This is a genomic window from Paenibacillus sp. PL91, assembly GCF_012935325.2.
Classification (GTDB): domain Bacteria; phylum Bacillota; class Bacilli; order Paenibacillales; family Paenibacillaceae; genus Pristimantibacillus.
Map to the genome: position 1 here is coordinate 712,644 of NZ_JABBYG020000001.1, position 26,698 is coordinate 739,341.

The 26,698-nt window shown below is 47.7% G+C and carries 23 protein-coding genes; 22 read left to right on the forward strand and 1 reads right to left on the reverse strand.

Annotation, left to right across the window (positions count from 1 at the left end):
• Positions 1-33: 33 nt before the first annotated feature.
• The 20 genes from HI950_RS03410 to HI950_RS03505 all read left to right on the forward strand — a co-directional run bounded on the left by HI950_RS03410 (position 34) and on the right by HI950_RS03505 (position 24,558).
• Positions 34-846 carry a TIGR01457 family HAD-type hydrolase gene (locus tag HI950_RS03410; RefSeq protein WP_169081588.1) on the forward strand — a complete coding sequence of 271 codons (813 nt, stop codon included), beginning with the start codon at positions 34-36 and terminating at the stop codon, positions 844-846.
• A gap of 39 nt (positions 847-885) precedes the next feature.
• Positions 886-1,701: an Fpg/Nei family DNA glycosylase gene (locus HI950_RS03415; protein WP_169081587.1), complete on the forward strand. Its 816-nt coding sequence runs from the start codon at positions 886-888 to the stop codon at positions 1,699-1,701.
• A gap of 42 nt (positions 1,702-1,743) precedes the next feature.
• Positions 1,744-2,076, forward strand: coding sequence for a cyclic-phosphate processing receiver domain-containing protein (locus HI950_RS03420; protein WP_169081586.1), 333 nt, complete (start codon positions 1,744-1,746; stop codon positions 2,074-2,076).
• Between the two features lie 1,369 nt (positions 2,077-3,445).
• On the forward strand, positions 3,446-4,462 hold the full coding sequence (locus tag HI950_RS03425; protein ID WP_317618284.1) for a 23S rRNA (cytidine(2498)-2'-O)-methyltransferase RlmM: 1,017 nt from the start codon (positions 3,446-3,448) through the stop codon (positions 4,460-4,462).
• Positions 4,463-4,617: 155 nt separating this feature from the next.
• A complete protein-coding gene (locus HI950_RS03430; protein ID WP_169081585.1) occupies positions 4,618-6,372 on the forward strand; it encodes a sensor histidine kinase in 1,755 nt (584 codons plus the stop codon).
• Positions 6,365-7,921: a response regulator transcription factor gene (locus HI950_RS03435; RefSeq protein WP_169081584.1), complete on the forward strand. Its 1,557-nt coding sequence runs from the start codon at positions 6,365-6,367 to the stop codon at positions 7,919-7,921. The genes HI950_RS03430 and HI950_RS03435 overlap by 8 nt, the downstream gene beginning before the upstream one ends.
• A 116-nt stretch (positions 7,922-8,037) precedes the next feature.
• The gene (locus HI950_RS03440) at positions 8,038-9,378 is read left to right on the forward strand and encodes an ABC transporter substrate-binding protein (protein ID WP_223285084.1); all 1,341 of its coding nucleotides are present in this window, start codon (positions 8,038-8,040) and stop codon (positions 9,376-9,378) included.
• 90 nt (positions 9,379-9,468) lie between these two features.
• Positions 9,469-10,368 (forward strand): carbohydrate ABC transporter permease, encoded by a 900-nt coding sequence (locus HI950_RS03445; protein WP_169081583.1) that lies wholly within the window; start codon positions 9,469-9,471, stop codon positions 10,366-10,368.
• A gap of 2 nt (positions 10,369-10,370) precedes the next feature.
• Positions 10,371-11,207, forward strand: a complete 837-nt coding sequence (locus HI950_RS03450) for a carbohydrate ABC transporter permease (protein WP_169081582.1) — start codon at positions 10,371-10,373, stop codon at positions 11,205-11,207.
• 34 nt (positions 11,208-11,241) lie between these two features.
• Complete coding sequence (locus tag HI950_RS03455; protein WP_169082204.1) at positions 11,242-12,273, forward strand: glycoside hydrolase family 88/105 protein; 1,032 nt, start codon at positions 11,242-11,244, stop codon at positions 12,271-12,273.
• Positions 12,274-12,421: 148 nt separating this feature from the next.
• Complete coding sequence (locus tag HI950_RS03460) at positions 12,422-14,050, forward strand: serine/threonine-protein kinase (protein ID WP_169081581.1); 1,629 nt, start codon at positions 12,422-12,424, stop codon at positions 14,048-14,050.
• A gap of 87 nt (positions 14,051-14,137) precedes the next feature.
• The gene (locus HI950_RS03465) at positions 14,138-15,694 is read left to right on the forward strand and encodes an ABC-F family ATP-binding cassette domain-containing protein (RefSeq protein ID WP_169081580.1); all 1,557 of its coding nucleotides are present in this window, start codon (positions 14,138-14,140) and stop codon (positions 15,692-15,694) included.
• A gap of 7 nt (positions 15,695-15,701) precedes the next feature.
• Entirely contained in the window at positions 15,702-16,910 is a 1,209-nt protein-coding gene (gene chrA, locus HI950_RS03470; RefSeq protein WP_169081579.1) for a chromate efflux transporter, read from the forward strand.
• Positions 16,911-17,035: 125 nt separating this feature from the next.
• On the forward strand, positions 17,036-17,734 hold the full coding sequence (locus tag HI950_RS03475) for a response regulator transcription factor (RefSeq protein ID WP_169081578.1): 699 nt from the start codon (positions 17,036-17,038) through the stop codon (positions 17,732-17,734).
• The gene (locus HI950_RS03480; RefSeq protein WP_169081577.1) at positions 17,731-19,089 is read left to right on the forward strand and encodes a HAMP domain-containing sensor histidine kinase; all 1,359 of its coding nucleotides are present in this window, start codon (positions 17,731-17,733) and stop codon (positions 19,087-19,089) included. The genes HI950_RS03475 and HI950_RS03480 overlap by 4 nt, the downstream gene beginning before the upstream one ends.
• Positions 19,090-19,114: 25 nt before the next feature.
• Positions 19,115-19,975, forward strand: coding sequence for a carbon-nitrogen hydrolase family protein (locus HI950_RS03485; RefSeq protein WP_169081576.1), 861 nt, complete (start codon positions 19,115-19,117; stop codon positions 19,973-19,975).
• A 47-nt stretch (positions 19,976-20,022) separates the two neighbouring features.
• Positions 20,023-20,682, forward strand: coding sequence for a GNAT family N-acetyltransferase (locus tag HI950_RS03490; RefSeq protein ID WP_169081575.1), 660 nt, complete (start codon positions 20,023-20,025; stop codon positions 20,680-20,682).
• Positions 20,683-20,696: 14 nt separating this feature from the next.
• Positions 20,697-21,371, forward strand: a complete 675-nt coding sequence (locus tag HI950_RS03495; protein ID WP_169081574.1) for a GNAT family N-acetyltransferase — start codon at positions 20,697-20,699, stop codon at positions 21,369-21,371.
• Positions 21,368-22,144, forward strand: coding sequence for an MBL fold metallo-hydrolase (locus tag HI950_RS03500; protein ID WP_169081573.1), 777 nt, complete (start codon positions 21,368-21,370; stop codon positions 22,142-22,144). The genes HI950_RS03495 and HI950_RS03500 overlap by 4 nt, the downstream gene beginning before the upstream one ends.
• A 440-nt stretch (positions 22,145-22,584) precedes the next feature.
• Positions 22,585-24,558, forward strand: coding sequence for an endonuclease MutS2 (locus HI950_RS03505; protein ID WP_169081572.1), 1,974 nt, complete (start codon positions 22,585-22,587; stop codon positions 24,556-24,558).
• A gap of 85 nt (positions 24,559-24,643) precedes the next feature.
• Here HI950_RS03505 and HI950_RS03510 read toward each other — a convergent pair whose 3' ends face one another.
• Entirely contained in the window at positions 24,644-25,282 is a 639-nt protein-coding gene (locus HI950_RS03510; RefSeq protein ID WP_169081571.1) for a thiamine diphosphokinase, read from the reverse strand.
• Positions 25,283-25,508: 226 nt separating this feature from the next.
• Here HI950_RS03510 and HI950_RS03515 point away from each other — a divergent pair, with 226 nt between their 5' ends.
• Both HI950_RS03515 and HI950_RS03520 read left to right on the forward strand, forming a co-directional pair.
• Positions 25,509-26,150, forward strand: a complete 642-nt coding sequence (locus HI950_RS03515; protein WP_169082203.1) for a trimeric intracellular cation channel family protein — start codon at positions 25,509-25,511, stop codon at positions 26,148-26,150.
• The gene (locus tag HI950_RS03520; RefSeq protein WP_169081570.1) at positions 26,147-26,635 is read left to right on the forward strand and encodes a low molecular weight protein-tyrosine-phosphatase; all 489 of its coding nucleotides are present in this window, start codon (positions 26,147-26,149) and stop codon (positions 26,633-26,635) included. Before HI950_RS03515 ends, HI950_RS03520 begins: the two co-directional genes overlap by 4 nt.
• The last annotated feature ends 63 nt before the right edge of the window (positions 26,636-26,698 follow it).

The window sequence follows — 26,698 nt, forward strand, 5'->3', positions numbered from 1 at the left end:
CAGCTGCCGTTTGCGCATGAGAGGACATACGCTATGACAGTGAAGCAAGCAGCAATGCGCGGATTACTTATTGACCTAGATGGCACGCTATATCACGGAACGCATCGCATTGATGGTGCAGACACATTAATTACCTACTTGCGAGAAACCAAGCTTCCCTTTCGCTTTGTAACTAATAATTCTTCGGCAACGCCTGCTGAGGTGGCTGAAAGACTGTTGAAGATGGGGATACCGGCTGCCGCAGAAGAGGTTTGTACATCCGCGCAAGCGGCAGCTGAGCATATTGCATTCTTAAAGCCCGGCGCTTCCGTTTTTGTAGTTGGTGAGGCTGGTTTAAGGAAATCCGTTCAAGAGGCAGGTTTATTGCTGACGGAGGAGCAGCCGGATTTTGTCCTGCAAGGGATTGACCGCTCGTTTACATACGAACGGTTGACGAAAGCAGTTCGCTATATTCATAGCGGGGCGACATTTATTATGACGAATCCTGATTTGCTGCTGCCATCCAGCGATGGGCTCATTCCAGGTGCAGGCTCCATTGGCGCAATGCTTAAGGCGGCAGGAGGCAAAGAGCCTATTCTAATTGGCAAGCCTTCTTCTATTCTTATGAGCTATTCCTTAAGAGAGCTCGGTTTAAAGGCTGACGAAGCATGGGTAGTTGGCGATAATATGGCAACGGACATAGCATTTGGCGACGCTGCAGGCTGCGGTACGATATTGGTTCTAACAGGTCTTACAACGGCGCAAAATATCGATTATTATATGGAACAAGCCGGCTGCAAGCCAACGATCATATGCAATGACTTAGAAGACCTTCGTTTGTATATTTCTGACCATAGAGAGATATAAGACAAAGCAGACGAAGAATATAGGAAGGAAGCGTGCTTCATGCAGGAACTGCCGGAACTGGAAAATTATCGAGCTTTATTAGCGGAGCAATTCGCAGGAGCTCAAATTACCGGTGTCGAGATATCTAATGTAAAAGCGTTTCAAGCGAGCGACGAGCAAGTCGAGCGTGACATTTTAGGCAAAGTAATTTGGTTTGTGGAAAGACGCGGCTTGCATTTATTGTTTCATTTGGATAATGGTAAGCGACTATTGCTTCATTTGGGGCAAGGAGCTTATTTGTATAAAGGCAGCGAGCAAGAAGAGCCGACCCGTACAGCGCAAGTGAAGCTGCATTTTGGCCCTGTGACTTTGTTCTGCGTTGGTCTGCGGGCTGATGCCTTGCAGCTGTTGACAGTGAAGGATGTCGAGGAGAAGCTTGGACGCTTCGGACCTGATGCACTGGATAAAAGACTAACGATTGACCGTTTCATTACTCGCTTCGCCAAGAAACGCGGATCGATTAAAACTTCATTAATGGACCAAAATGCTATTTCAGGTATCGGTGCGGTTTATTCCGATGAAATTTGTTACGCCGCTGCTTTGCGTCCTGATGCAAAAATACCGATGTTCGAGCGCGATACTTGGGAACGCCTATATCATTCGATGCATAGTGTATTAAAGGAAGCGATTTCACAAGGCGGAGCGGGAGAGCAGCCTTATGCCGAGGGCGACAGCCTGACAGGCGGATATAGCGAGCATTTTTCAGTCTATGAGCGCGATGGCCAATCTTGTGCGCGCTGCGGCGGTGTGATCGAGAAAGTTGAAGTATCTGGTAAAAAAGCATTCGTTTGTTCAGACTGCCAAAAGGATCAGTGAATAAGCAAGCTTTGAATCTGATGTTGAACGGGGGATTCATTCATGATTCATGTTTATTTAGATGATTACCGCGTATGTCCCAAAGGCTTCGTGCTGGCGAGCAATGCAGAAGAGTGCAAGCAGCTGCTTGATCTCGAGACAATTGGTATTTTATCACTGGATTACGATCTAGGATGGGCCCAGCCTACAGGCTACGAGGTGGTTCGCCATATCGTAGAGACAGGTCGTTACCCAGAACAAATCTACTTGCACACCTCAAGCGCAGCAGGACGTATGCAAATGTACCATACGCTTTCAACGAACGCGCCAGCTGAAACCCAGCTGCACAATGGTCCAATGCCGGACGCGCTAATAAATAAAATAGCTGGTCGATAATTTTTCGCCCAAACCTTTAAAGGATTTTACACCCAAACCCTCGAGGGCTTTAAAACCCAAACCCTTAAGGGCTTTAAAACCCAAACCCTTAAGGGCTTTAAAACCCAAACCCTTAAGGGCTTTAAAACCAACCTTTAAAGGCTTTTCGAACCCACCCAAACCCTCCCTTCCAAGGGAGGGCCCCAAGGGTTGCACCCTCTGGACACCCGCAACTGGACTAACGTAGGAGTTTGTCATGCGCTCGCGAGCAGCGGGTGAGCATTGAACGCTTCCGTCCCTCTGGGACACGCTTACACGGGGATACACTCGGGTGACCTCTAAAACCGTTAAACGTTGGTGCAACTCAGTGGTGGACAAGCTCTTTTATGCAGGTGGATCGTTTTCCTCTCAGGATACACCCAAACCCTTAAGGGCTTTTCGAACCCACCCAAACCCTCCCTTCCAAGGGAGGGCCCCAAGGGTTGCACCCTCTGGACACCCGCAACTGGACTAACGTAGGAGTTTGTCATGCGCTCGCGAGCAGCGGGTGAGCATTGAACGCTTCCGTCCCTCTGGGACACGCTTACACGGGGATACACTCGGGTGACCTTTAAAACCGTTAAACGTTGGTGCAACACCGTGGTGGACAAGCCTTTTTCGTTGGTTGGATCGTTTCGTCCTTACAGGACACACTTTCATGCGATAGAAAAGCGTTTTCCTTACAGGACACAAACGTTAGAATCGCTTATCCTTTTAGAATTAGCGTTCAAAAGCTCTACAACGGTATCGAATAATCTCATTTCGTGGTGCTAATCGTAGTTTGCGAAACTATGTTTTCAGTTTTAGTTTCACGAAATGTGACGAATTCGGTTATAATACAAATAATGCTATTATTCATTGCTTAATAAAGAAGTTAAGCTCATTCAAAAAGGTTTTAAATTAAAGCGTGTCCCAAGGGGACGAAAGCGAGCTTAGCTCGCATGAATTCACACGCGTCTCTAGACATCTATCGTTACTCAGGTGTTTTGGCGTTGAGGTAACGTACCCAAAGTAAAGCGTGTCCCGAAGGGACGAAAGCGCCCCACCCGCTAACGTATCTCACGAGATCATTTTGAGCTCAAACGTTAGTCCAATTGCAGGTGTCCAGAGGACGCAGTCCTTGGGGCCCTCCCTTGGAAGGGAGGGTTTGGGTGGGTTCGAAAAGCCTTTAAGGTTTGGTATTGATTGAAAAGCCTTTAAGGTTTGGTATTGATCGAAAAGCCTTTAAGGTTTGGTATTGATTGAAAAGCCTTTGAAGGTTGGTTGATAACCCCTTAAGGGGCAGGGGTAAAAAAAGGTCCCTCCAAGGGACCCCCCAGGGTAATTCACTTATGAAAGAGGTTTTTGCTACGTGAGTCAATGGATCGGAACAGCCAATCAAACTTATGCACCTTATGCGATGGAAGAGCTTCGCAGATTGATTGAGGGTGTGGCTTTTACGCAGCTTGCTGCGGGAGAAGTGTTCTTAATGACGAGTCCGCAGACTCGCGAAGAGACGCTGCAGGCTATTCTTCAGCAGGAGCCGATCTTTTTGCGGCATGTGCAGCCGGTGGATCGGACGATTGAAATTACCGGAAATGCAAATGATTTAGAGCAATTGTCGGATATGGTGCGCAATGCCGTGCTGACCTTTGAAAATAAACGTGTTGCCGTACACATTAGGCGCACTTCAAAATCGGAGTTTGTTTATTCGGCTGCCGATACGAAGGCGGTGCTTGATGCGGTACTGGAGGAGATTGGTGCGGAGCCAGTTGTACAGCAGCCAGAGGTCATCATTGCGATCTATGCTGCGGTAAACCAGCTATATATCGGCTTCGGCGCACCTGCGGACATGATGTCGGATTGGCCGGGCGGAGCGGTCCGCTTCCAGCGGGAAGAAGGACAGGTATCACGCGCCAAATTCAAGCTGCTTGAAGCCGAGCGTGAGTTCAAGCTAAACTACGCGGGGTTCCAAAATGCACTTGACGTAGGCGCAGCCCCAGGCGGCTGGACATCGCTTTTACTGGAGCGGGGCTTGCGGGTAACTGCGGTTGATCCTGCAGATTTGCATCCATCACTCATGGCTTATCCGACGTTAACCTACTTGAAAAGGAATGCTTCGGAAGTTAAATTTAACGCCGGCTCGTTCGATTTGCTAGTTTGCGATATGAGCTGGAGCCCTATGCTTATGTGCAAGCTTGTGCTTGATTTGGAGCCTGCCCTTGCGAAGGGCGCTACAGCCATCATCACCGTTAAGCTCATGCACCGGAAGCCGCTTCAAACGATAAGAGATGTCATCTCTAGATTGTCAACGGAATTTACGCTGCATAAAGCGAAGCAATTGTTTCATAATCGGGAAGAGATCACTTTATATTTGATCAAAAAATGACGAATACCGCCCTCGCCGCGAGGCAGGGCTTTCTTTTGTCCAAACAGATGCGCAGATGCTTGCCTACAAGAGCTGAATATTCATTTTACCGCGGAGCGTGCTAGGCCGATCAAATAAAAGGCATTAGCGGTTAACGCTTATAGGAGGCTTTTTTTGTGCCTAACTTGAAAGCGCTTTATACGAATTTGCGGATCAAGCACAAAATGTTTGTGCTGATCTCCGTCATTATGATCGTCGTTGCCGTGCTTGCTATTGTAATCCAGCAATATGCTTTTGATTTTTACGATCAGGAAATTTATAAACAGTCTTCTAAGGCGCTTAGCTTGTCATCCATCAGCATCGAGAACGAATTGAAAAAAATGGAAAAGTTGACATTTATGCTCGCTACGGATTCAACCATTCAGCATTATTTGAGATCAATCAAGAGCGGATTATCGGATTACGATAATTATGTCGTGCGGCTCACGGTCAAAGAGCGGATGGTTAACATCGGCGCGCTTGATAAATATGTATTGTCTGCCCAGCTGTATGACGTGAATGACAATGAGTACGCGGTTGGCGCGAATTCGGTTACCGTGTTTCAGGACCGTCTCGACGTCTATAAAAAATTAACATCAATCAATAAGGGTGGCAATACGTGGATCGCGCCTTACAGCAATGATAAATCCTTAATTGCAGCACGTGAGGTGCGTTCATTCGAACAGCTAAAGCTCGACTATATCGGCACCTTAGCGCTTCGCATCGATATGAATAAGCTGTTTCGCGATTTAGCGAAGGGCATGAACAGCAATGACGCGCAGTTGATCATTATGAAAAAGAATGAAGCGGTTTATCCGGAGGCTTCTGCTTTCCCTATCGACACGTTGTCGAATTTAACAGGCAATGAAGGTTATAAGGTCATCAGCTATGAAGGCAAAAAATATTTCGTAACGTACATCGCTTCAACGTATACCGATTGGACTTACTATACGCTCATTCCGTTCGATGATATTTTTGAGCGTGTTGCCAAGGTGAAAAATACGATTATTCTCATTTTTGCAATCTTGTTTATTGTCATTCTCTTTATTGCTGTCAGCTTTGCTAAAGGCATTACAGAGCCGATCGAACGGTTGAATGCGAAAATGAAAAGGGTGCAGCTCGGCAATTTCGAATATACCGATGAGCCTAACGAGAGAGCGCTTGCGATGGATGAAGCCGGACAAATGCACCGCAATTTCCGCATCATGGTTGAGCGCATCAATGAGCTCATTCATGAAAACTACGTGAAGCAGCTAACGATTCGCGATACAGAGTTTAAGGCGCTTCAGGCGCAAATCAATCCGCACTTTTTGTACAATACGCTGGAATCGATAAACTGGTCGGCCAAGCTGAGCAATCAGACGCATATTTCACAAATGGTCGAAGCATTAGGATCGCTGCTCAGAACGTCCATTAATTTAAAGGAGCCGCTCATTCCGCTGAGCAAGGAGCTTGATATCATTAATCACTATGTGACGATCCAAAAATATCGGTTTGAGGAACGGCTGGATTTTCATGTCGATGTACCGGAGAAGCTGCTTTATTGCAGCATTCCGAAGCTTTCGCTGCAGCCGCTCGTCGAGAATGCGATTAATTATGGACTGGAGCAAATGATAGACACCTGCAAAATAAGCATTCATGCTTTTGTGGAAGAGAAGCTGCTGTACATTTCAGTCGAGGATAACGGACCTGGCATGGAGGAGACATTTGTTGCGCAGCTGCTCAGCGGCGAAGTGAAAACGAAGGGCTCTGGCTTAGGCCTAAAAAATATTGAGGAACGCATCAAGCTTCTTTATGGCGAGGCTTATGGACTGTCAGTTGAAAGCGAGCCAAGCGGAGGCACAAAGGTTACGTTGATGCTTCCTTATGAAATGAGGGATATCCATGTATAAGGTGCTGCTCGTCGATGACGAGCGAATTATTGTAGAGGGCATATCACGCACGGTAAATTGGAACGCATTTGATACGGAGCTAGCTGGAACGGCTCGAAACGGCTTGGAAGCGATGGCTTTTATCGAGACGAATCTGCCCGACATTGTCATTTCGGATATTAAAATGCCAGGCATGAATGGTCTGCAGCTGGTCGAGAAGGTATCGGAGAAATACCCGCATATCGCATTTATTTTATTGTCCGGCTTCAGTGAATTTGATTACGCGCGCTCGGCGATGCAATATGGCGTAAAGCACTACTTGCTCAAGCCATGCAATGAAAATACGATCACCGATGCGCTGACCGAGGTCATTGCGGAGCTGGAAAAGCAGCAATCAAAGGAAAACTTCATGCTTAATATTCAGAAGGAGCTATCTAAAGTGCTTCCTCATGCAAAGGAGCAATTTCTGAAGGAGCTGGTGACGAATAAGACCTATGGTCAGCGCGATTGGGACGACTATGGAAATTTGTTTCATATAACCGTAGAGAATGACAAAGTACAGCTGCTATTGTTCCAAATCGAGGGAAATTTCGAATTTGAGCATATGTTCGCCGTCAAAAATATCGCGCAGGATGTTCTCGGCTCATCCAGCGTGCTCCTTAGTACGACAATCGGGAAGCATGTACTTTTGCTGATTGAGGAGGAAGACGAGGCAGATCAATTATTTGCTAAGCTAAATGAGATTAAGAAAACATTTTCAACCTATTACAAGCTGGATGCCACAGTAGCGGTTAGCGATGCAGGTGCGATTACTCATGCCCGCAAAATGTATCGCGATACGCTTGAATGCTTGAATTATCAATTTTATTTGGGAGAGGGCAGCATCATTACGCAAAAGGATGTTGAACGCGGCGACGACAGCTCGCTCAAGCCTTTCTTTTATGATGAAGAGCCGCTTTGCATGCATGTGAAATCAGGTGACTGGGCATTTGTGCAAGAAGAGCTGCAAAACTATTTTTCACTGCTTGCTGACAGCCGAATGGATACGCATCTGTCCAAGTCGTATGTCATCCCGCTCTATATTTCCATAGTAAGGCAAGGGAAGCCGGACGAAATCAATGAGTATTTAAAAAAAATTACCAGCTTCGATCAATTTACGACCCTTCGAGCCACAGAGCAATTTGTTACGGCAAATGCAGAGCAAATTTGTTTAAACAATTTTCACACCCATAGCAAGAAGCACTCCTGCATTATTCATAAAATGATTGAAGTCATTGAGGAGCATATCTCGAGCCCTAACCTATCGCTGAGCTGGGTTGCCAGTGAGATCCTTTATATGAATGCCGATTATTTAGGCAAGCTATTCAAGAAGGAAACGGGCGAGAAGTTCTCCAACTATGTCGTTCGTTTAAGGATGGACAAGGCGATGGAGGAAATTGAAAAGACCGGCGATGTGAAGGTTTTTGAGCTTGCTGAGAAATTCGGATTTGGCGACAACCCGCAATATTTTAGCCAAGTGTTCAAAAAGCATACCGGCTTCACCCCATCGGAATACAAAAGGTCGCCATAATGGCGACCTCTGTTTTTTTAACAAAGAAAGCGGTTTTTTGAATTCCGACAATTCGACATTCAACCTATAATAAATCTTGTAAACAACATTAAAGAGTCTGGAAGGGGCGTAACACAATGAAAGCACCGAAAAAAATGCTTTTAATGCTCATGGCTTTTGCGCTGGTACTCGTAAGCGCTTGCGGCAGCAACAACTCGGGCAATGGCAATGCGGCTAACACGACAAACACTCCGAAATCGGGTAATGAAGTGAAAGAGGAGCCAGCTGAAGCGAAGCCGGTCACGCTGCGTATCGCTTGGTGGGGCGGTCAGCCTCGTCACGATTACACGATGAAGGTTATCGAAATGTATAAAACAAAAAACCCACACGTAACGATTGAAATGGAATATGCGAACTATGATGATTACTGGAAAAAGCTAGCGCCGCAAGCGGCTGCGAACGAGCTTCCCGACATTATCCAAATCGATACTCAAAACTACTCGCAATATGCTGGCAGAAACCAACTAGCCGATTTGACGCCTTTCCTTGGCAAACAAATTGACGTTAGCGACATCAGCCAAAATGCGATTGACGGCGGTAAATTGGGAGACGGTCTCTACGGTATGAACCTTGGCGTCAACGCACTAGGCTTCAATTATGATCCAGCTCTTCTGAAAAAAGCAGGCATCGAATCCATTCCTGAGAACTTCACTTGGGATGACTACGTTGCAATGGCGGAAAAGGCTAAAGCAGCAGGCCTTTACTTCGATAACGGCATGCGCCCAGAAGTATTTTTTGGCTACTACCTCCGTACTTTAGGCAAAACATTGTTTAACGCGGAAGGCAACGGTCTTGGCTATGAAGACGATCAAATGTTCACTGATTTCTTCGGCATGCTGGCTAAACTCGTTATTGACGGCGCAGTACCTTCGCCAGACGTGCTTGCACAAATCAAAGGCGCAGAAGACAGCCATCTAGTCCTGAATCAAGGGATTGGCGTATGGCAATGGTCCAACCAGTATGTAGGCTTGCAGCAGGTGGCTAATCGTCCGCTCGCAATCGCTCCGATGGTAGGCCCTAATATGGAAAAAGGCCTGTTCCTGAAGCCAAGCATGTTCTTCTCCGTTTCTGAAAATTCGAAAGCAAAAGAAGAAGCGGCTAAGTTCATCAACTTCTTCGTCAATGATATCGAAGCTAACAAATTGATTTTGGGCGATCGCGGCGTTCCGGTGTCGGCTAAAGTGAAGGAAGCTTTAAAAGCGGTTTCTACAGAAGCTCAAGTTCAAGTATACGACTATGTAGCTTGGGCTGAATCGAACAGCACGCCAATGGATCCAGCTGATCCAATCGGTTCCGCTGAAGTGTTCAAATCCTTAACCAGCCTTGCTGAGCAAATGAACTACAACAAAATCAAGCCGGAAGAAGCAGCTAAGAAATTTAGAGACGAAGCTACCTCCATCCTTAAGAAAAACAAGTAATCAAACTTGAGAAGAGGCGATGGCCCGTCGCAAGATCGGCCATCGTTCTTTCATAGCTGCACGTTAGACTTCGTATAGGAGTTGGATAAGATGAAATCGCTATCACTTAAAAACAACTTAATCGGCTACACGTTTATTGGTCCATTTGTTATCGGGTTTCTTTTATTCACATTGGTTCCAGCAATTGCATCGTTATATTTTTCGGTTACCGATTATGATCTGCTTTCGACACCATCCTTTATCGGATTAGAGAATTACCAGACGATGTTTACTGATGACTCAAAGTTCTGGGCGTCACTGAAAGTAACCTTTCTATACGTATTTATCGGCGTTCCGCTTAGATTAGCCTTTGCATTATTTATCGCTATGATTTTAAACACAGCCTCGAAAGCAATCGGGTTGTATCGGACGGTTTATTATCTTCCTTCTATAATCGGCGGCAGCGTCGCAGTCTCCATTATGTGGCGCAATCTGTACGGCGACGAAGGAGTCATAAACATTTTTCTGAATGCACTCGGTTTAGATAGCGTGAGATGGTTTGCTGAACCAGCAGCTGCGCTCTGGATGCTCATTACGTTGTCGGTATGGCAATTTGGTTCCTCGATGCTTATTTTTCTAGCAGGTCTCAAAAACATTCCGCCGGAATTGTATGAGGCTTCAAACGTCGATGGGGCAGGACCTATCATACGCTTCTTTAAAATTACATTGCCCATGCTCAGCCCGATCATCCTATTCAATACGATCATGCAAACCATCGGTGCATTTATGACCTTCGTTCCTGCATACATCATCTCCAAAGGGGAAGGCGGACCGCTCGATGGAACGCTCCTTTACTCGCTTTACTTGTTCCGTCAGGCGTTCGTCTATTTTGATATGGGCTATGCGTCCGCAATGGCTTGGGTAATGCTCATTATTATCGCCATTCTTACGGGAATTCTGTTCGCCACATCCAAGAAATGGGTACATTACGAGTCGAAAGGCGGTCATTAATCATGACATTTAAAAAGCTGAAGTGGCCGATATATCATATTTTTGTTGCCGCGCTCGCGCTCGTGATGGTTTATCCTGTCTTATGGCTGCTCATGAGCTCTTTCAAGCAAAGCAATCTAATCTTCTCCACGGCAGATTCGCTTATACCACAGCCTTGGATTTGGGAAAATTATAAAATAGGCTGGATTGGGATCGCGGGCCAGTCGTTCGGAAACTTTATTATGAACTCGCTCGAAATCGTTATTTTGTCAACAATTGGGGCTGTATTGTCGTCAGCATTTATCGCATTTGGCTTTGCTAGACTTAATTTTGCAGGCAAAACATTTTGGTTTGGCATTATGATGGTGACGCTCATGCTGCCGCATGATGTTGTGCTCGTCCCGCAATACATTTTGTTTGCGAAGCTGGACTGGCTCAATTCCATTAAGCCAATCGTTATCCCGCAATATTTCGGAATTCCGTTCTTTATCTTTTTGCTCATCCAGTTCATACGGACGATTCCAAATGAGCTTGACGAAGCGGCAACCATCGATGGCTGTGGAAAGTTCCGATTGTTTTTCCGCATTATTTTGCCGCTAGTCGTACCTGCTTTAGCAACGGCATCGATTTTCTCCTTTTACTGGCGCTGGGAGGATTTGCTCGGACCGGTCCTGTATTTGAACCGTCCAAGCTTGTACCCGGTATCGATGGGGCTTAAAATGTTCCTCGACAGCGATACCGTTTCGAACTGGGGAGCGATGTTCGCCATGTCCATTGTCAGCTTAATTCCGGTGCTTGCCATATTCTTTGCTTTTCAGAAGTACATTGTGGAAGGAATCAGCACCAGCGGGTTGAAATAGAAACATCAAAGAAACAGGGGAGAGGAAGATGGAAATGCCGCAGCTTCAATTTGACGAAAAACATATTCGAGACGTAATCGATCGTGTAGTAGATCGCACTTTCAGAATGGATTTTAGCTGGGATTGGCCGGGAGGAGTCGCTTTTTACGGCGTAGCCGAGGCTTATGAAGCAACCGGAAATAAACGCTATATGGAGCTGCTGCAGGAATGGGTGGATGAGAAGCTTGAAGACGGCCTTCCTAAGCTATCCGTCAACGGCGTTTCAATTGGTCACGCGCTCATCTCACTCTATAAAGCAACTGACAATCAAAACTATTTGGACGTTGCGATTCAAATGGCAGAATACTTAAAGAATGACGCGATTCGCTTCGCGGATGGCATTTTTCAACATACCGTTAATTCGGAAACCTACAATTTCCCTGAGCAGGCTTGGGTAGACACGATGATGATGGCTGGTTATTTCCTCGTACGGATGGGTCATCTTCTGGATCGTGCCGATTATTTGGAGGATGGACTGAAGCAGTACCACGGACATGAACATTTCTTGCAGGACCCGGTAACGAATTTGTATTATCATGGCTGGGACAATATCGCGCAAAATCATATGTCGTCCATTTTCTGGGCACGGGGCAACTCATGGGCTGCGCTTACGATGGCTAAGGCGCTCCCGCATATTGCTGTTCAGCATCCTTCGTTCATGATTATCGAAGGCTCAATGCGGGATCAGCTAAGCTCGCTTGTACGTTTGCAAGCCGATAATGGGCTATGGCATACTGTTTTGGACGATGAAACGTCCTACTATGAAACGTCGGGCTCTGCAGGTATTGCCACTGGCTTGTTCGCTTTCGGCTCCTTATACAATAAATATATTCAGCGCTCAATTGACGGTATTTTGAGCCAAATTACTGAGGATGGAGCAGTGTTAAATGTGTCTGCCGGAACGGCAGTCATGAATGATCAGCAGGGCTATCGCGACGTCGCGCACAAACGCGTGCAGGGCTGGGGTCAGGGACTGGCGCTTGCGTTTCTATCGGAGCTGCTCAATTCCAAAAAACGCGTTTTTTAAACAATGACACATTGTTGTTATATTCCGACATTTTATGTTAAAGTAACACTAATCAATTAGAAATCAGGAAAGCATCCTGATGCCGTTTGTATCTAACAAACGGCGTCGGGATGCTTTTTTTTGTTGGATATTAGGAGGAGGCTGAGGCATGGTTAGTTCGGAAAGCCCGCAAGCTTTATTTAATCCCTTCCCATTGGGTACGATTCTCGGAGAACGATATCGGATTGTTGGCATATTAGGTCGCGGCGGTATGGGTGTAGTATATGCCGCCGATGACCTCAAGCTTGCTAGCAACCTAAGAGCGGTTAAAGTCATTGCGCCTATCCCAGGAGGCCGCGGCAGATACGCTGGCGAAGCTTATATGATGATGAAGGTCAACCATCCGCATTTTCCGTTAATAATGGACTATTACTCGCCTAATGAGCATGATTTTGAAGCGCTGGTCATGGAGTACATTGATGGACGCACCGTTGCTGAGTTAATTGGTTCAAGGAATGTTGGTTTAACCTTTAGTCAAATTATCCATATCGGCTTGCAGCTCTGTGCGGCGCTAATCCATTTGCATGGTCATGTGCCGCCTATTATTCACCGCGACCTGAAGCCTACGAATGTCATGATCGATCATAAATGGCATGTAAAGCTGATCGACTTCGGCATTTCGCGGCAATACAAGGAGGGACAGCAGCAGGATACCGCTCAGCTTGGGACGGTCGGCTTCGCCGCACCGGAGCAGGAGGGGAAGGGGCAAAGCGACGAACGGACAGATGTTTATGGACTGGGTGCGCTGCTTTACTACATGGCAAGCGGCGGAGACATCTATAATCAAACGGCTGGCAGCAGAGGAGAGCGAACACCTTTTGCTCATCTGCCGTCCGATATTCCGAATATATTCATTGCCGTGCTGCGGCGTTTGCTCCAGTCAGAACCGAATTTGCGTTTTCAATCCATGCTGGAGGTAGAAGAAGCTCTTATGCCTTTTGCGTCTTCTCAAATAAATGATGCTCCAGAACATGATCCCGTGAGCAATAGGACAAACCCTCGATCACGCGGAATGATGATTTGTCTGTTATCGTTAGCGCCCGGAGCAGGTTCAACCTTTCTTGCGCATACGCTTGCAGCCTTTCTAGGGCAGCAGGAAACATCCGTTTCAGCAGCTGAATACGAGCATGCGAGACCGGAATGGCATGCTTGGCTCTCTGGGGGTAAACGAGCAAAGAGCGGCAGTTGGAAGGAATGTATGGCACTCGATCAACGATATGTTCACTATAAACAAGACGACAGCGCAGTCAATTGGTTCTCGCTGCGACCTGAAAGCAATTACGCATCCACTCAGGATGAAAATCGATTCGCCAGAATGCTTCAGCATACAGGAAGCTTGATTAATGTAATCGATTTGTCCGGCAAATGGAGTGAGCCGTGTGCGCTTTTACTGCTTCAGCAAGCAAGATTCGTATTTGTTGTCGGTGATCCGGCAGTTGCCAAATGGCAAGCGAATGAGCTAAGGCAGCTTGTTACTTTAGGGCGAGCGCTCCAGCATAATGGCGGTAAGATGAAGTTTATTGCAAATAAGGATTTGGCTTTCCGCGGCAGAAACGAATGGCTTTCCTTGTTTCCTGAGCGACCGTTTGCAATCATACCGAAGCTTCCGGAGGAGGCGCTGCTTACGCTGCAATGGAATGGCCTATGGGCTGCGGATGACATGCGCTTGCGCAGGATACTAAATCAAGCAATGCTGCCTATTTTCAAGCTCATTTACAATGAAATAAACACGGAATGACCATTTATGTGGTACAATGATACGGGTAAAAACGAGATCGTTGCAGGCTTTCATTAAGGTGTATACATGAATGGAGATAAAAGACAAATGAGTTTGTTAACAGTAGAGCAATTATCACATACGTTTGGCGATCGGGTATTGTTTAGAAATGTATCCTTCAGATTGCTGGCCGGGGAGCATGTAGGGCTGGTTGGCGCGAATGGTACAGGAAAATCGACGCTAATGAACATTTTGACAGGCAAGCTATTGAAGGACGAGGGTAAGGTGGAATGGACGCCTCGCGTACGTTACGGTTACTTGGACCAGCATACGAAGCTTGAAGCGGGCAAAACGATCCGTGACGTGCTGAAGGATGCTTTTCTGCCCATGCTCGTATTAGAAGAGGAGCTGAACAGCATTGCTGCCCAAATGGGCGATGCCGACGCGGATACGCTTGACCAGCTTCTTATTCGGATGGGTGAAATTCAAGAGGAGCTTGAGATTGGCGATTTTTATTTAATCGATGTAAAGGTTGATGAAATGGCGAACGGTTTAGGCCTTAATGCCATTGGCCTTGACCGCGACGTGACGGCACTCAGCGGGGGACAGCGGACGAAGGTTCTGCTCGCCAAGCTGCTGCTTGAGAAGCCAGGGGTACTATTGCTCGATGAGCCTACGAACTATTTGGATGAAGAGCATATTAACTGGCTGACCAACTATTTGAAAAATTACCCGCATGCCTTTGTTCTTATTTCTCACGAAACGGGCTTTATGAATCAAGTCGTCAATGTGATCTATCATCTTGAATTTACAAAGATGACGCGTTATTCGGCCAACTATGAGAAATTTCTTGAAATGGCGGACCTGAATAAGGCTCAGCATATCGACGCTTACGAGAAGCAGAAGGATTACATTAAGAAGCAAGAGGAATTCATTAATAAAAACAAAGCGCGCGCATCGACGTCTGGCCGTGCCAAGAGCCGTGAGAAGCAGCTGGATCGCATTGACCGGATCGATAAGCCGGAAGAAGCGGCAAAGCCCACTTTTAACTTTAGAGAATCCAGAACGAGCGGCAAAACCGTTTTTGAAGCGGAAGGCATGGTTATAGGCTACAATAAACCGCTTCTTCCTAAGATGGACATGGTTATTGAGCGCGGTGACAAAATTGCGATCGTAGGCTGCAATGGTGTCGGGAAATCAACGCTCTTGAAGACGATACTCGGCGTGATTCCGGCGCTCGATGGCAAAACCTTTCTCGGTGACTATTTGAGTCCAGCCTATTTCGAGCAAGAAGCGAAAGCTCCGACGATGACTCCGCTGGATGATGTATGGGATGAGTTTTCCTTTATGAACCAGCATGAGGTTCGTGCTGCGCTTGCCCGCTGCGGCTTGAAAAATGAGCATATCACTCGTGCGCTTAACCAGCTTAGCGGCGGCGAGCAGGCGAAGGTTCGTCTTTGCAAGCTGATGCTGCGCGAGAGCAACTGGATTTTGTTCGATGAGCCGACGAACCATTTGGATGTCGTTGCCAAAGCCGAGCTGAAGAGGGCGCTTAAAGCGTATAAAGGCACAGTTGTACTTGTCTCTCATGAACCTGATTTCTATGAGGATTGGGTAACTAAAACATGGGATGTAGAAGCTTGGTCGATGCAAACCCAGAGGTGATCGTTGAATGAATAAGAGAGTATTCTCTTTCGCGGCGTTATGGGAGGTATTCTGGACTGCCTGCAAGCTTGGAGTGACCTCCTTTGGCGGCCCGATCGCGCATATCGGATATTTTCGTGATGAGTATGTGGTTAGGCGACAGTGGCTCAATGAACGAGCTTTTGCTGATTTGGTCACCTTATGCCAATTTCTCCCTGGTCCCGCAAGCAGCCAGCTTGGAATGGCAATCGGGGTAAACCGTGCAGGAATAGCTGGAGCAATAGCAGCATGGCTGGGCTTCACGCTGCCGTCCGCTATGCTTATGGTCGCTTTTGCATATGGGGCGGACATTTTATCCGTAAGCGATGCAGGCTGGCTCCAAGGCTTGAAGCTGGCTGCCGTAGCCATTGTCGCTCAAGCGGTGTGGAGCATGTCGCGAACATTAGCGCCTGACCGCCTGCGGGGAACGCTTGCTCTTGGGGCTGCTGGCATAGCTATTCTTGTACCGGGCATGTATGGGCAACTATTGCCGCTGGTTCTCTGTGCAGTCATTGGCCTTTTGCTGCTTAAGCCGCAAGAGGAGAGCGTGCAACCGGAAAAGAATCATCTTCCTCAGCCGATAGGACGTGTGCTCGCAGGCAGTATGTTAATGCTTTTTTTCTTGTTGCTTCTTGTGCTGCCGATTATCAGCAGGTGGACTGGGGCATCCTTATTATCGTTCATTGATGGGATATACCGGGCAGGCTCACTCGTATTTGGCGGCGGGCATGTCGTCCTTCCGATGCTGGAAGCTGAGTTTCTTGGCACAGGCGCAGGCCAGCTTACCAACGATCAATTTATGTCTGGTTACGGTGCTGTACAAGCTGTGCCAGGACCGCTCTTTACCTTCGCAGCTTATATTGGCGCGGCGCTTCAGCAAGGTCCTATGCGTATCGTTTATGCCGGCATTGCGCTGATCGCTATTTTCCTGCCATCATTTTTGTTAGTGATAGGAGCGCTGCCGTTTTGGGAAGCCTTGAAACAAAATAAAGCTGCGCAGGCTGCGCTTAGAGGCATAAATGCAGGCATCGTTGGCATCCTTCTGGCAGCTTTATACGATCCTATTTTCGTAGATACGGTTAGCACATCTATTCAATTCGTTTTTGTTATTGTACTGTTTATTTTTATTCAGCTGTGGAAACGTCCCCCTTGGCAAGCAGTGCTGCTAGCGGCAATCGCCGGTCTACTTTTTCTGTAGATCGGCTTGCTTGCATTTGTGAAACGTCTTCATTATGATGAAATTAACCGTTCTTTTATAAAGAACGTCTCTTTTGCTTGATGGTATGAGAATTATTTACAACAGGAAGCAGGTGAACCTCTAGGATGAAGGAACGTATTCTTGTCGTAGAAGACGAAACAGGCATTTCCCGTATCTTACAGCTTGAACTTGAGCATGAGGGTTATACGGTAGGGACTGCGGCAGATGGGCGCACCGGTTATGAAATGGCATCGACAGGCGATTGGGAGCTAGTTTTGCTCGACGTCATGCTGCCAGAGATGAGTGGCATTGAAGTGCTGAGATTACTGCGCCAAGCCGGCAATCCAGTACCGATTATATTATTGACTGCACGGGATACCGTGCCGGATAAGGTTAGCGGCTTCGAGCATGGGGCCAACGACTATATAACGAAACCTTTTGCAATGGAAGAGCTGCTTGCGCGAGTGCGCAACATTTTGCGCATATTCCAGCAGTATCCTAAGGAAGCGGAAGGTTCAGATATGATTAAGGTCGGAGATCTGACGATTGAGCTGCGCACGCGCAAAGTCTTTCGGAAGGACATCTTAATCGAGCTGACGCCGCGCGAGTTTGAGCTGCTTGTCTACCTCGTTGAGAACAAGAACGATGAAAAATCCCGCGAGGATATTTTATCAGAGGTTTGGGGTTATGACTTTATCGGGGAAACGAACCTGGTGGATGTTTATATTCGTTATTTGCGCCAAAAGCTGGACAAGGGCTACCGTCATAAGCTCATCCATACGGTACGCGGAGTAGGCTATATGATAAAGGAGCCGGATGCATGACACTTCGCAAACGGTTCACCCTTTTTACGATTTTTTGGCTGATCTTTATTTTGATTCTGTTCAATATTTTCGTTTATTTTTATGTGATCAAAATAACGACGGAAAGCGAAGAAGAGGTTATTGCCAATAAGGTGAATCTCATGCTTGAGAATCCCCGAATACAGAGCGGTCGAGGATTAAATTACCCGGAACTGCTCAATGAGTATTACAACGTAAACGAAATGATTCGCATCATTGCGCCTAATAATAGAGTCGTAAATATTACAGGCTCAAATGAGCTTCTTCAGGAGCTGCCGGCTACCTTCGAGACCCATCATCATACAGGGATGATTACGAAGGGCGGGGAGCGCATTTTATATATGCGCGTTCCGCTATATGACGGGAACCGCGTCATTGCCATGCTCGAGGTTAATCGAATATTGGACGAGCTGGACAATTACTTGCAGGTGCTGGTCGCTGCGCTTAGCGTCACGAGCGGAGGAGCTATCCTATTCGCCATATTCGGTACGTATTGGTTTACTTCCAGATTGACGGCGCCGATTCAACAGATGGTGAATACGATGCGGGAAATCGATCGTAGCGGCAAGCTCAGACAAATCGAATTGAGCAGCCGGGAAGAATCCGCGGAGCTGCTGCAGCTCGTTCGCGCCTTTAACCAAATGATTGAACGGCTTGATCGTACCTTTGCAAAGCAGAAGCAGTTCGTAGCGGACGCATCCCATGAGCTTAAGACTCCGCTTACCGTAATTAGCAGCTATGCAGGCATGCTGAAGCGCTGGGGACGCGATGACGAAAGCTTGCGCAATGAAGCGATTGAGGCGATTGACAAGGAAGCCAACCGTTTGCAAAATTTAACCAAATCGATGCTTATGCTCGCCGAAGCGGAGCAGGAGGATTGGCTGCGTCAGGAGCTATTCGACGTTGTGCAAGTGGTTGATGAGCTTGCGACGATGCTGCAAACGACCTTCGGTCGTCCTATTCGGGTGAAAGCGATGTCCAAGGTCGTGCGCATGGTCGGCGATAAGGACAAAATCAGGCAGCTGCTCGTTATTTTGCTGGACAATGCCATTAAATATTCGAAGGACCCGATTGATGTGACGGTTACGCTCGTCAGGCATATCGTCAAAATCGAGGTCAAGGATAAAGGCATGGGCATACCTGAAAATGAAATTCCGCATCTGTTCGAGCGCTTCTATCGCGTAGACGGCGCTAGAAGCCGCACAACCGGCGGTGTCGGGCTTGGGTTATCGATTGCTAAACGGATCGTTGATTTGCATGAGGGCAAGGTAGACGTATTTAGTTTGCCGGATTTAGGTACAACGATTACGCTGCAGTTCAAGCAGCGGAAACAATAACATTTAGTAATGGAGGATGCAAAATTTGAAGTTTCGCACGGCAGCAGTTCAATATAAGCTTGCTGATATTAGCTCATTTGAGCAATTCGCCGAGCAAGTGACGCACTATGTGCGAAATGCCTCGGAATACGGGGTTCAATTTGTTTTGTTCCCCGAATTTTTAACGACACAATTAATGTCTATCGGAGATGAGCAGGGGAAGGCGCTTCCGATTGATCGGCTTCCTGATTTTACAGACGATTATTTGCATCTGTTTCGCTCCTTGGCAGCGGAGTATTCGGTTTATATCATTGGCGGCACGCATGTCTTAAAGACTGCTGACGGCACGCTCCGCAATGCCGCTCATCTCTTTCATCCGGATGGGAAAATCGACGTACAGCACAAAATTCATATTACGCCTTCAGAGATAGAAGGTTGGAACATGTCGGCGGGTGATGGCCTTGAAGTGTTTGACACGGCATATGGCACGATTGCCATGCTAACCTGTTATGATATTGAATTTCCCGAAATCGTTCGAATGGCTCGCGCAAAGGGAGCAGATGTTATATTTTGCCCATCGTGTACGGATGATCGGCATGGCTTTTATCGCGTCCGATATTGTTGTCATGCCAGAGCTGTCGAAAACCAAATCTATATTGTTACCACGGGAACAGTTGGCTCGCTTCGCAAAGTCGATTTGATGCGTGCAAACTTTGGCCAGGCGGCTATTATTGCTCCTAATGATATCCCGTTTCCGCCAGCCGGCATTTTGAGCGAAGGGATCATCAATGATGATATGCTTGTGGTTGCCGATCTCGATCTATCGCTGCTCGCAGAAGTAAGGGCAAAAGGCTCAGTAACTACTTGGCGTGATCGTCGCACTGATTTGTATACAGATTGGAAGTAATAAGCTATCTAGCTGGATGATGCAGGACAGAAGGGTGGTGGTTCGCGATGCGCAAAGACCTCTATTTGTTTGTTGAAGGGAAGCCGAAAAAAGCTACGATTCGCAATTATAACGTTGCAGATTTTGAAGCCTTGATTGACGTTCAGCGAGCAAGCTTTCCGCCGCCATACCCTGAGGAGCTGTTGTGGAATACAGAACAGCTAGCGGAGCATGTAACTCGCTTCCCTGAGGGCGCCTTATGTGCAGAGATCGAGGGTCATATGATAGGCTCAATGACGGGGTTAATTCTCGATATGAATGATTATGCAAACCAGCATGAATGGGAAACCGTTTCTGACCGCGGCTACATTCGTAATCATAATGCAAATGGAGATACGCTTTATGTCATCGATATTTGCGTCATACCTGAATATCGCAAATCGGGCATAGGCAAATGGCTCATGCAGTCGATGTATGACACGGTAGTGCATTTGGGACTGCGCAGACTGCTCGGCGGCGGTCGAATGCCGGGGTATGGTGCCCATGCAAATGAAATTACGCCGGAGGAATATTTGGAGAAGGTACTGCAAGGGGAATGGAAAGATCCTGTCATTACCTTTTTGCTTAGATGCGGCCGCATGCCCATCGGTGTTGCCCATAACTATTTAGACGACGAGCAGTCAAATAACTGCGCTGCCATCATGGAGTGGCGCAATCCATTTCAATAAAGGGAGATTAGATCATGCTCATTTATCATCGTATCAGCTCGATTGAAGACCCATATTTCGAATCATTACATAAGCTTTTGCAAACGATTTTCCCTCCTGAGGAGGTACTGGCTTACGAGCTTTGGCGGGAGCCGCTTGAGGACGAGACCATTCATGTATATGTGGCGGTTCATGAAGGCGAGGTAGTCGGCTCAACGGAGTATCGCTATTATCCTGAGCTTCGTGTAGCGATGACAGACTTTACGATTATTGCTAAGCCGTCGCTTGGCATAGGTCGTTTCCTGCTCCGCAATCGGGAGCGTGATTTGCAAAGGCTCGCCGAGGCATCTGGAACTACGCCGATTGGGATGTTTGCTGAGGTGTATGATCCCTATCGCGCTGTCGATCATTCCTTCGGCGGTGTATCGCCGATGAATCCGTATGTTCGCCGCGAGGTGCTGTCGCATATGGGCTATAAGCGAGTCGCAATTGCTTATGTTCATCCTTCTTGGGACCATGAAGGACAGGCTGTAGCGGAGCTCGATTTATGCTTCCTGCCGCAGGACGAAGAGCTTTCGACGATCGATGCTGCGCTTGTCGCTACTTTCCTTGAGGGCTATTATTCCGCATTGCCTAATAAACCAGCGGAGTGGATCAGCATGATGGACCAAATTCGCACATCGGATAAGCTAGAGCTTCTTCCGCTATGACGAAACTTATATTTAGAGGTACTGGCGATTCCATGGGGGTTCCCCGCGTTTATTGCGACTGCGAGGTATGCGCAGAAGCGCGGGCTACGAACGAAAATCGGCGCCTAAGATCATCGTTACAGATTGAAGATCAGGATGCGGGTACGATATGGATTGATTGCGGACCGGATTTCTCGAAGCAGTTAGAGTCGGCGGATTTGCGGTCAGTTGATACGCTGCTGATTACGCATGCGCATTTTGACCATATTGGCGGACTTGTGGAATGGGCGGATGCTTGCCGCTGGACGAAGCAGAAGGGGAAAGCTTTCGCGCCTTCAGAAGTGATTGGGGAGATATTGGACCGCTTCCCATGGCTTAGCAATCATATTGATTTTCAATCCTTCGATCAGCCGATTATGCTTGGTAAATGGCGTGCGTCCAGTTGGCGCGTCAACCACGGTAAAAACGGCTATGCATACGCATTTCGATTCGAGCATGCGGAAAAGAGCTGTAATTGGGTATATTGCTCGGATTCCATCGGTTTGACCGTGGAAATGCAGCAGCCGCTAGCTGATCTGGACTTGCTAGTCCTCGGAACCAGCTTCTATCATGAGCCATTCGCTTATGAAACAAGATCCGTTTATGACGTGCTCGAAGCGATCGAGCTTGTGAAGTTATGGGAGCCGAAGCGGACGATCCTCACTCACATGTCGCATGACATTGATCTACGGAGAGGGTATGACCTGCCGGAGCAGATGGAATTCGCCCGCACGGGTATGAGCATCACCATTTGATCACCATGAATAACCGGTAATCGCTTGACAATCGGCTTGTCTTTTTTGTACATTATTGGAGTAACCTTTTTTTACCACTATATGTGTCTAAAGGGGAAATTTTAATGTTTGCTGGTGTCTTTAACTCATAAATTGGATATGGTCAGATGATCGATGGTCTTGCGACTTATGCTCGGTGCAAAAATGCGCCTAGCGGCAAGGCTCTATTTCGTGATCTGGCGCCAAGAGTTAAGGACATGAGGATTTCCGCCTGAAGTTATTCGACAGCGGCCCAATCACCGTGCTCTCGCAGCGCGGTTTTTTTATATCCGTTTTCATGCTAACGATCTCGTTAACGATGGAAGCGGTATTGGAGCATATGTCGATCAAGACAGGAGTGGAACGCGCCCGCGTTCTATTCCTGTCTTTTTTTATACCCAAAATTAGAGGAGGCACGAAAGATGAATGAAGCATCGTGGAAAAGATTAGAGTTTGACAAGGTGAAAGCAGGAGTAGTGAGCTTCACGGTATCGCCGGCAGGCCGGGTGTTAGCTGAACGGCTCGAGCCTAGCACAAAGCAGCGGCAAGTAGAAGCATGGCTGACCGAAACGGAAGAGGCGGCACATTTGCTTGAGAGCGGAGCTAGTATTCCGTTATCCGCAATGGATGGCATCGACCCCTTTCTTGCTCTGCTTGGAAAAGGACGCATTTATAACGAGCAGGAGCTGGAGCAGCTGTCCGTATGGCTGACATCCGTTACGCAAATGAAAAAGTATATGAACAGCAAGCGCGAAATCGCGCCGACGATTGCGGCATATGCCGAATCGATGCATGATTGTCCTACTCTTAGAGAGGAGCTGAACCGCTGCATCCGGTACGGTATATTGACGGATCAAGCTAGCGCCGATCTTGCCTTCATCCGAAGGCATATCTATGCCTCCGAGGATAAAATTCAGAAAAAAATGGAGCATGCGTTAAACAAATACCGCTCTTCCCTGCAAGAGCCGGTCATCAGCAAGCGCCGTGACCGATTTGTAATCGCTGTGAAAAGGGAGCTGCGCAAGCAAGTGCCCGGTACCGTGTGGGATGAATCCGCGAGCGGCCAGACGCTGTTCGTCGAGCCTCTGGATGCAGCCGAGCTTCAGGTCGAGCTGCAGCAGTGGAAGGCGGAGGAGGAGAGAGAACGCACCGTCATATTGGCTCGCTTGTCTGAGCTAGCGGAATCGTTCTCTTATGAGCTGCATCGCAACGTAGAGGCGATGGCTTCGTTTGATTTTATAACCGCTCGTGCTAAGCTTTCGCGATCCTATGGCGGGAAAAAAATAAACTTATCTGATAAGCCTGTCATTCGTCTCCTAAATGCTCGTCATCCTTTATTAGGCCAGAGCAGCGTGCCTTTGGATGTTGAGCTTGGTTATCGCTGGAAGCAGCTTATCATTACAGGTCCAAATACGGGCGGCAAAACGGTAACCTTAAAAACGATTGGCTTGTTTGTGCTCATGGTGCAATCAGGGCTGCTTGTGCCGGCAGAGAAGGGGAGCGAGATCGGCATATTTGAGCATGTGATCGCGGATGTGGGTGATGGCCAAAGTTTGGAACAATCGCTCAGTACGTTCTCCTCTCATATTAAGGTCCTAAAGGAAATGATGCAGGCTGCCGGTCCAAGAGCATTGCTGCTGCTTGATGAGCTGGCAGCCGGGACTGACCCAACCGAAGGGATCGCGCTCTCGATTGCGTTATTGGAGCAGCTGCTCAAGAGGGAGGCTCTTGCTGCGGCAACGACACATTTTAACGAGATCAAAGCTTTCGCGTCGCGTACGGCAGGCTGCCAAAACGGAAAGATGGCGTTTGACGCGGATACACTGAGGCCACTTTACCGTTTAGAAATGGGGGAGGCCGGCGAGAGTCATGCTTTTGCAATAGCAAGGCGCTTTGGATTGCCGGAAGTGGTCATGCAGCGTGCGGAGCAGCTGTTAGTGCGGAAGGTTGCTGCTGAATCAACTGAAATGTTGATTGAGCTTCCAGACAATCCGGTGGACGGTCAGGCGTCAACTATTGCATCGAGCGTGGATCACAATCATTCTAAAACCTCTATACCAACGAGCGAAAATGATGAAGCTGTTCACGTCAAAAAAACTGCGAAGCCTTTCGAGAAGGGAGATGCAGTTTGGGTTTATCCGTTAAAGAGAATGGGAGTCGTGTATCGACCAGCCGACGAACGAGGAAATGTCATCGTACAGGTACAGGGCCAGAAGCTAACGTTCAACCATAAGCGCATGAAGCTGTATATCGCCAAAACAAAGCTTTACCCGGGTGAGGAGTACGACCTGGACATCGTATTTGAGTCGGTTGAGAATAGAAAAGCACGGAAGCTGATGAATCGCAAGCACGTGGAAGGACTAACGATTGTTACGCCTGAGGAAGATATCTATTAGGGGAAGGGGAAGTAATAGGAAGGAGAAACGTTAGCAGCTAGAAACAGCCAAGGCTAGAATGCCCTGGCTGTTACAATGGATGAAGCTAATCGCGGCTCTGGATGACAAGCAAAGCTCCCTCGCGTATAACAATCTTACCTGTATGCGTTAGCAATACATTACTGATGCCAAGAGACTGGCCTATCGTCAGTTCAGCATCGGTCAACGGATATTGGAAGCCGGTCAGCGTTATGCCTTCAACCCGCATCGTGAGGGGGAGCAAAGAAACGTTGGGATAACCAAGCTGTTCGATGGTGACTTGATCCGTTACAAGTGAAATTTTGTTATGGTTGTCGATGATCGTTGCGCGAACCTGCTGCTTGGCTGCCAGCGCGAGAAGATGTACATTCGCAAGCGAATGGTCAAACCTCGTTCCAAGCGCTCCAAGCATCACAAGTTCACGAGGATGCATATCCAAGGCGAGACGCACGGCCATTTCTGTATCGGTGTAGTTTTTGTCGATGGGATCGCATGCAATCGTTTGGCCGCTGTTCCTGCGGATATCAAGCAGCTCATCCTCGGAAACCGAATCAAAATCGCCGATGGCAACATCGGGACGGAATCCTTGCGCAATTAGAAATCGTGCTCCGCTGTCTGCTCCAATGAGCAAATCATCGGCTTTAATATGTTCAAGAGCCCAGTCGCCTAGCTGGCCGCCTGTGCAAATGACGATGCGTGGCTGCATAATGATATATCCTTTCTCATTGGGGAAATCAATTTCAATCCTTTAAGTATAAAGCCATTGGCTAAATAAAAACTAGAGGCAACTAAATAATGCTCTTTTAGCTGCCTAAGATTACCGTGAAATTTGTCGTTGCGAAACCGCAGGCACCCAGCTAAAATGGTGAAGGAAAGTAACCGGCTTGTTGGGCCGGTGCATGGACGGGAAGCGAGGAGCTACAGCTGTGAGTATGGACATTTTTGGAATTTTCAGTATTATCGGCACCATTGCCTTCGCGGTCAGCGGAGCAATCGTTGCCATGGAAGAAGAGTACGACATACTTGGCGTATTCGTGCTAGGCTTAGTAACGGCGTTCGGGGGCGGTGTTGTACGAAATCTGCTGATCGGCATGCCGGTAACTTCACTTTGGAGCCAGGGCTATTTGCTCAAAATCGCGATTATCGCGATGACGATTGCCTTCGTGCTGCCAGTGGTATGGATTCAGCGGTGGCGTCGGAGTGAAGCTTTTTTTGATGCGATCGGCTTATCTGCATTTGCGATTCAAGGCGCTCTTTACGCTACGCAGATGAAGCATCCGCTAAGCGCAGTGCTCGTTGCGGCGATGTTAACGGGAATTGGCGGCGGAATTATCCGCGACGTGCTTGCTGGACGAAAGCCGCTTGTGCTTAAGGATGAAATTTATGCGGTATGGGCGATGCTCGCAGGTCTAGTAATCGGACTCGGGTGGATCAAATCAAACTTGGAGCTATTATTTTTATTTGTCGTTATTATCGGCTTCCGCATGCTGTCCGTTTATTACAAGTGGAAGCTGCCGCGTCGCTCGCTTCATATTAATACAGCTGATGAACAGCAGAAGAGAGGGAACTCATGAATGCTCGCATATTATTCGTTTGTCTAGGCAACATTTGCAGGTCACCCATGGCTGAAGCGGTTATGCGCCATCAGGTGGAGCAAGCGCAGTTGTCGGATCGGATCGAGGTTGATTCTGCTGGAACAGGAGACTGGCATTTGGGACATCCGCCTCACGAGGGGACACGGAAGCTATTGGACCAGCACCAGATCTCGCATCAAGGAATGAAAGCTCGTTTAGTAACGTCTAATGATTTTTCAGCATTTGATTACATTGTATGTATGGATACGAATAACCTGCGCGATGTGCGCAAGCTGCTAAGCGACACCGATGGAAATAGGGAGCATGCACGTCTTTTTACGTTTATGGAGCTTTTGCCTGATAAAGGTATGGCTGATGTGCCTGATCCTTATTACGATGGAAATTTTTCATTTGTGTATGAGCTGGTAGAAAGCGGCTGCAAGGAGCTGCTGAAGCGGGTTCGATCGGATATGAATCTTAATTAAATATTAAAACAAAGAAGAAGCTGTCTGATCTCTCCATTTGGAGCCTTCAGGACAGCTTCTTCT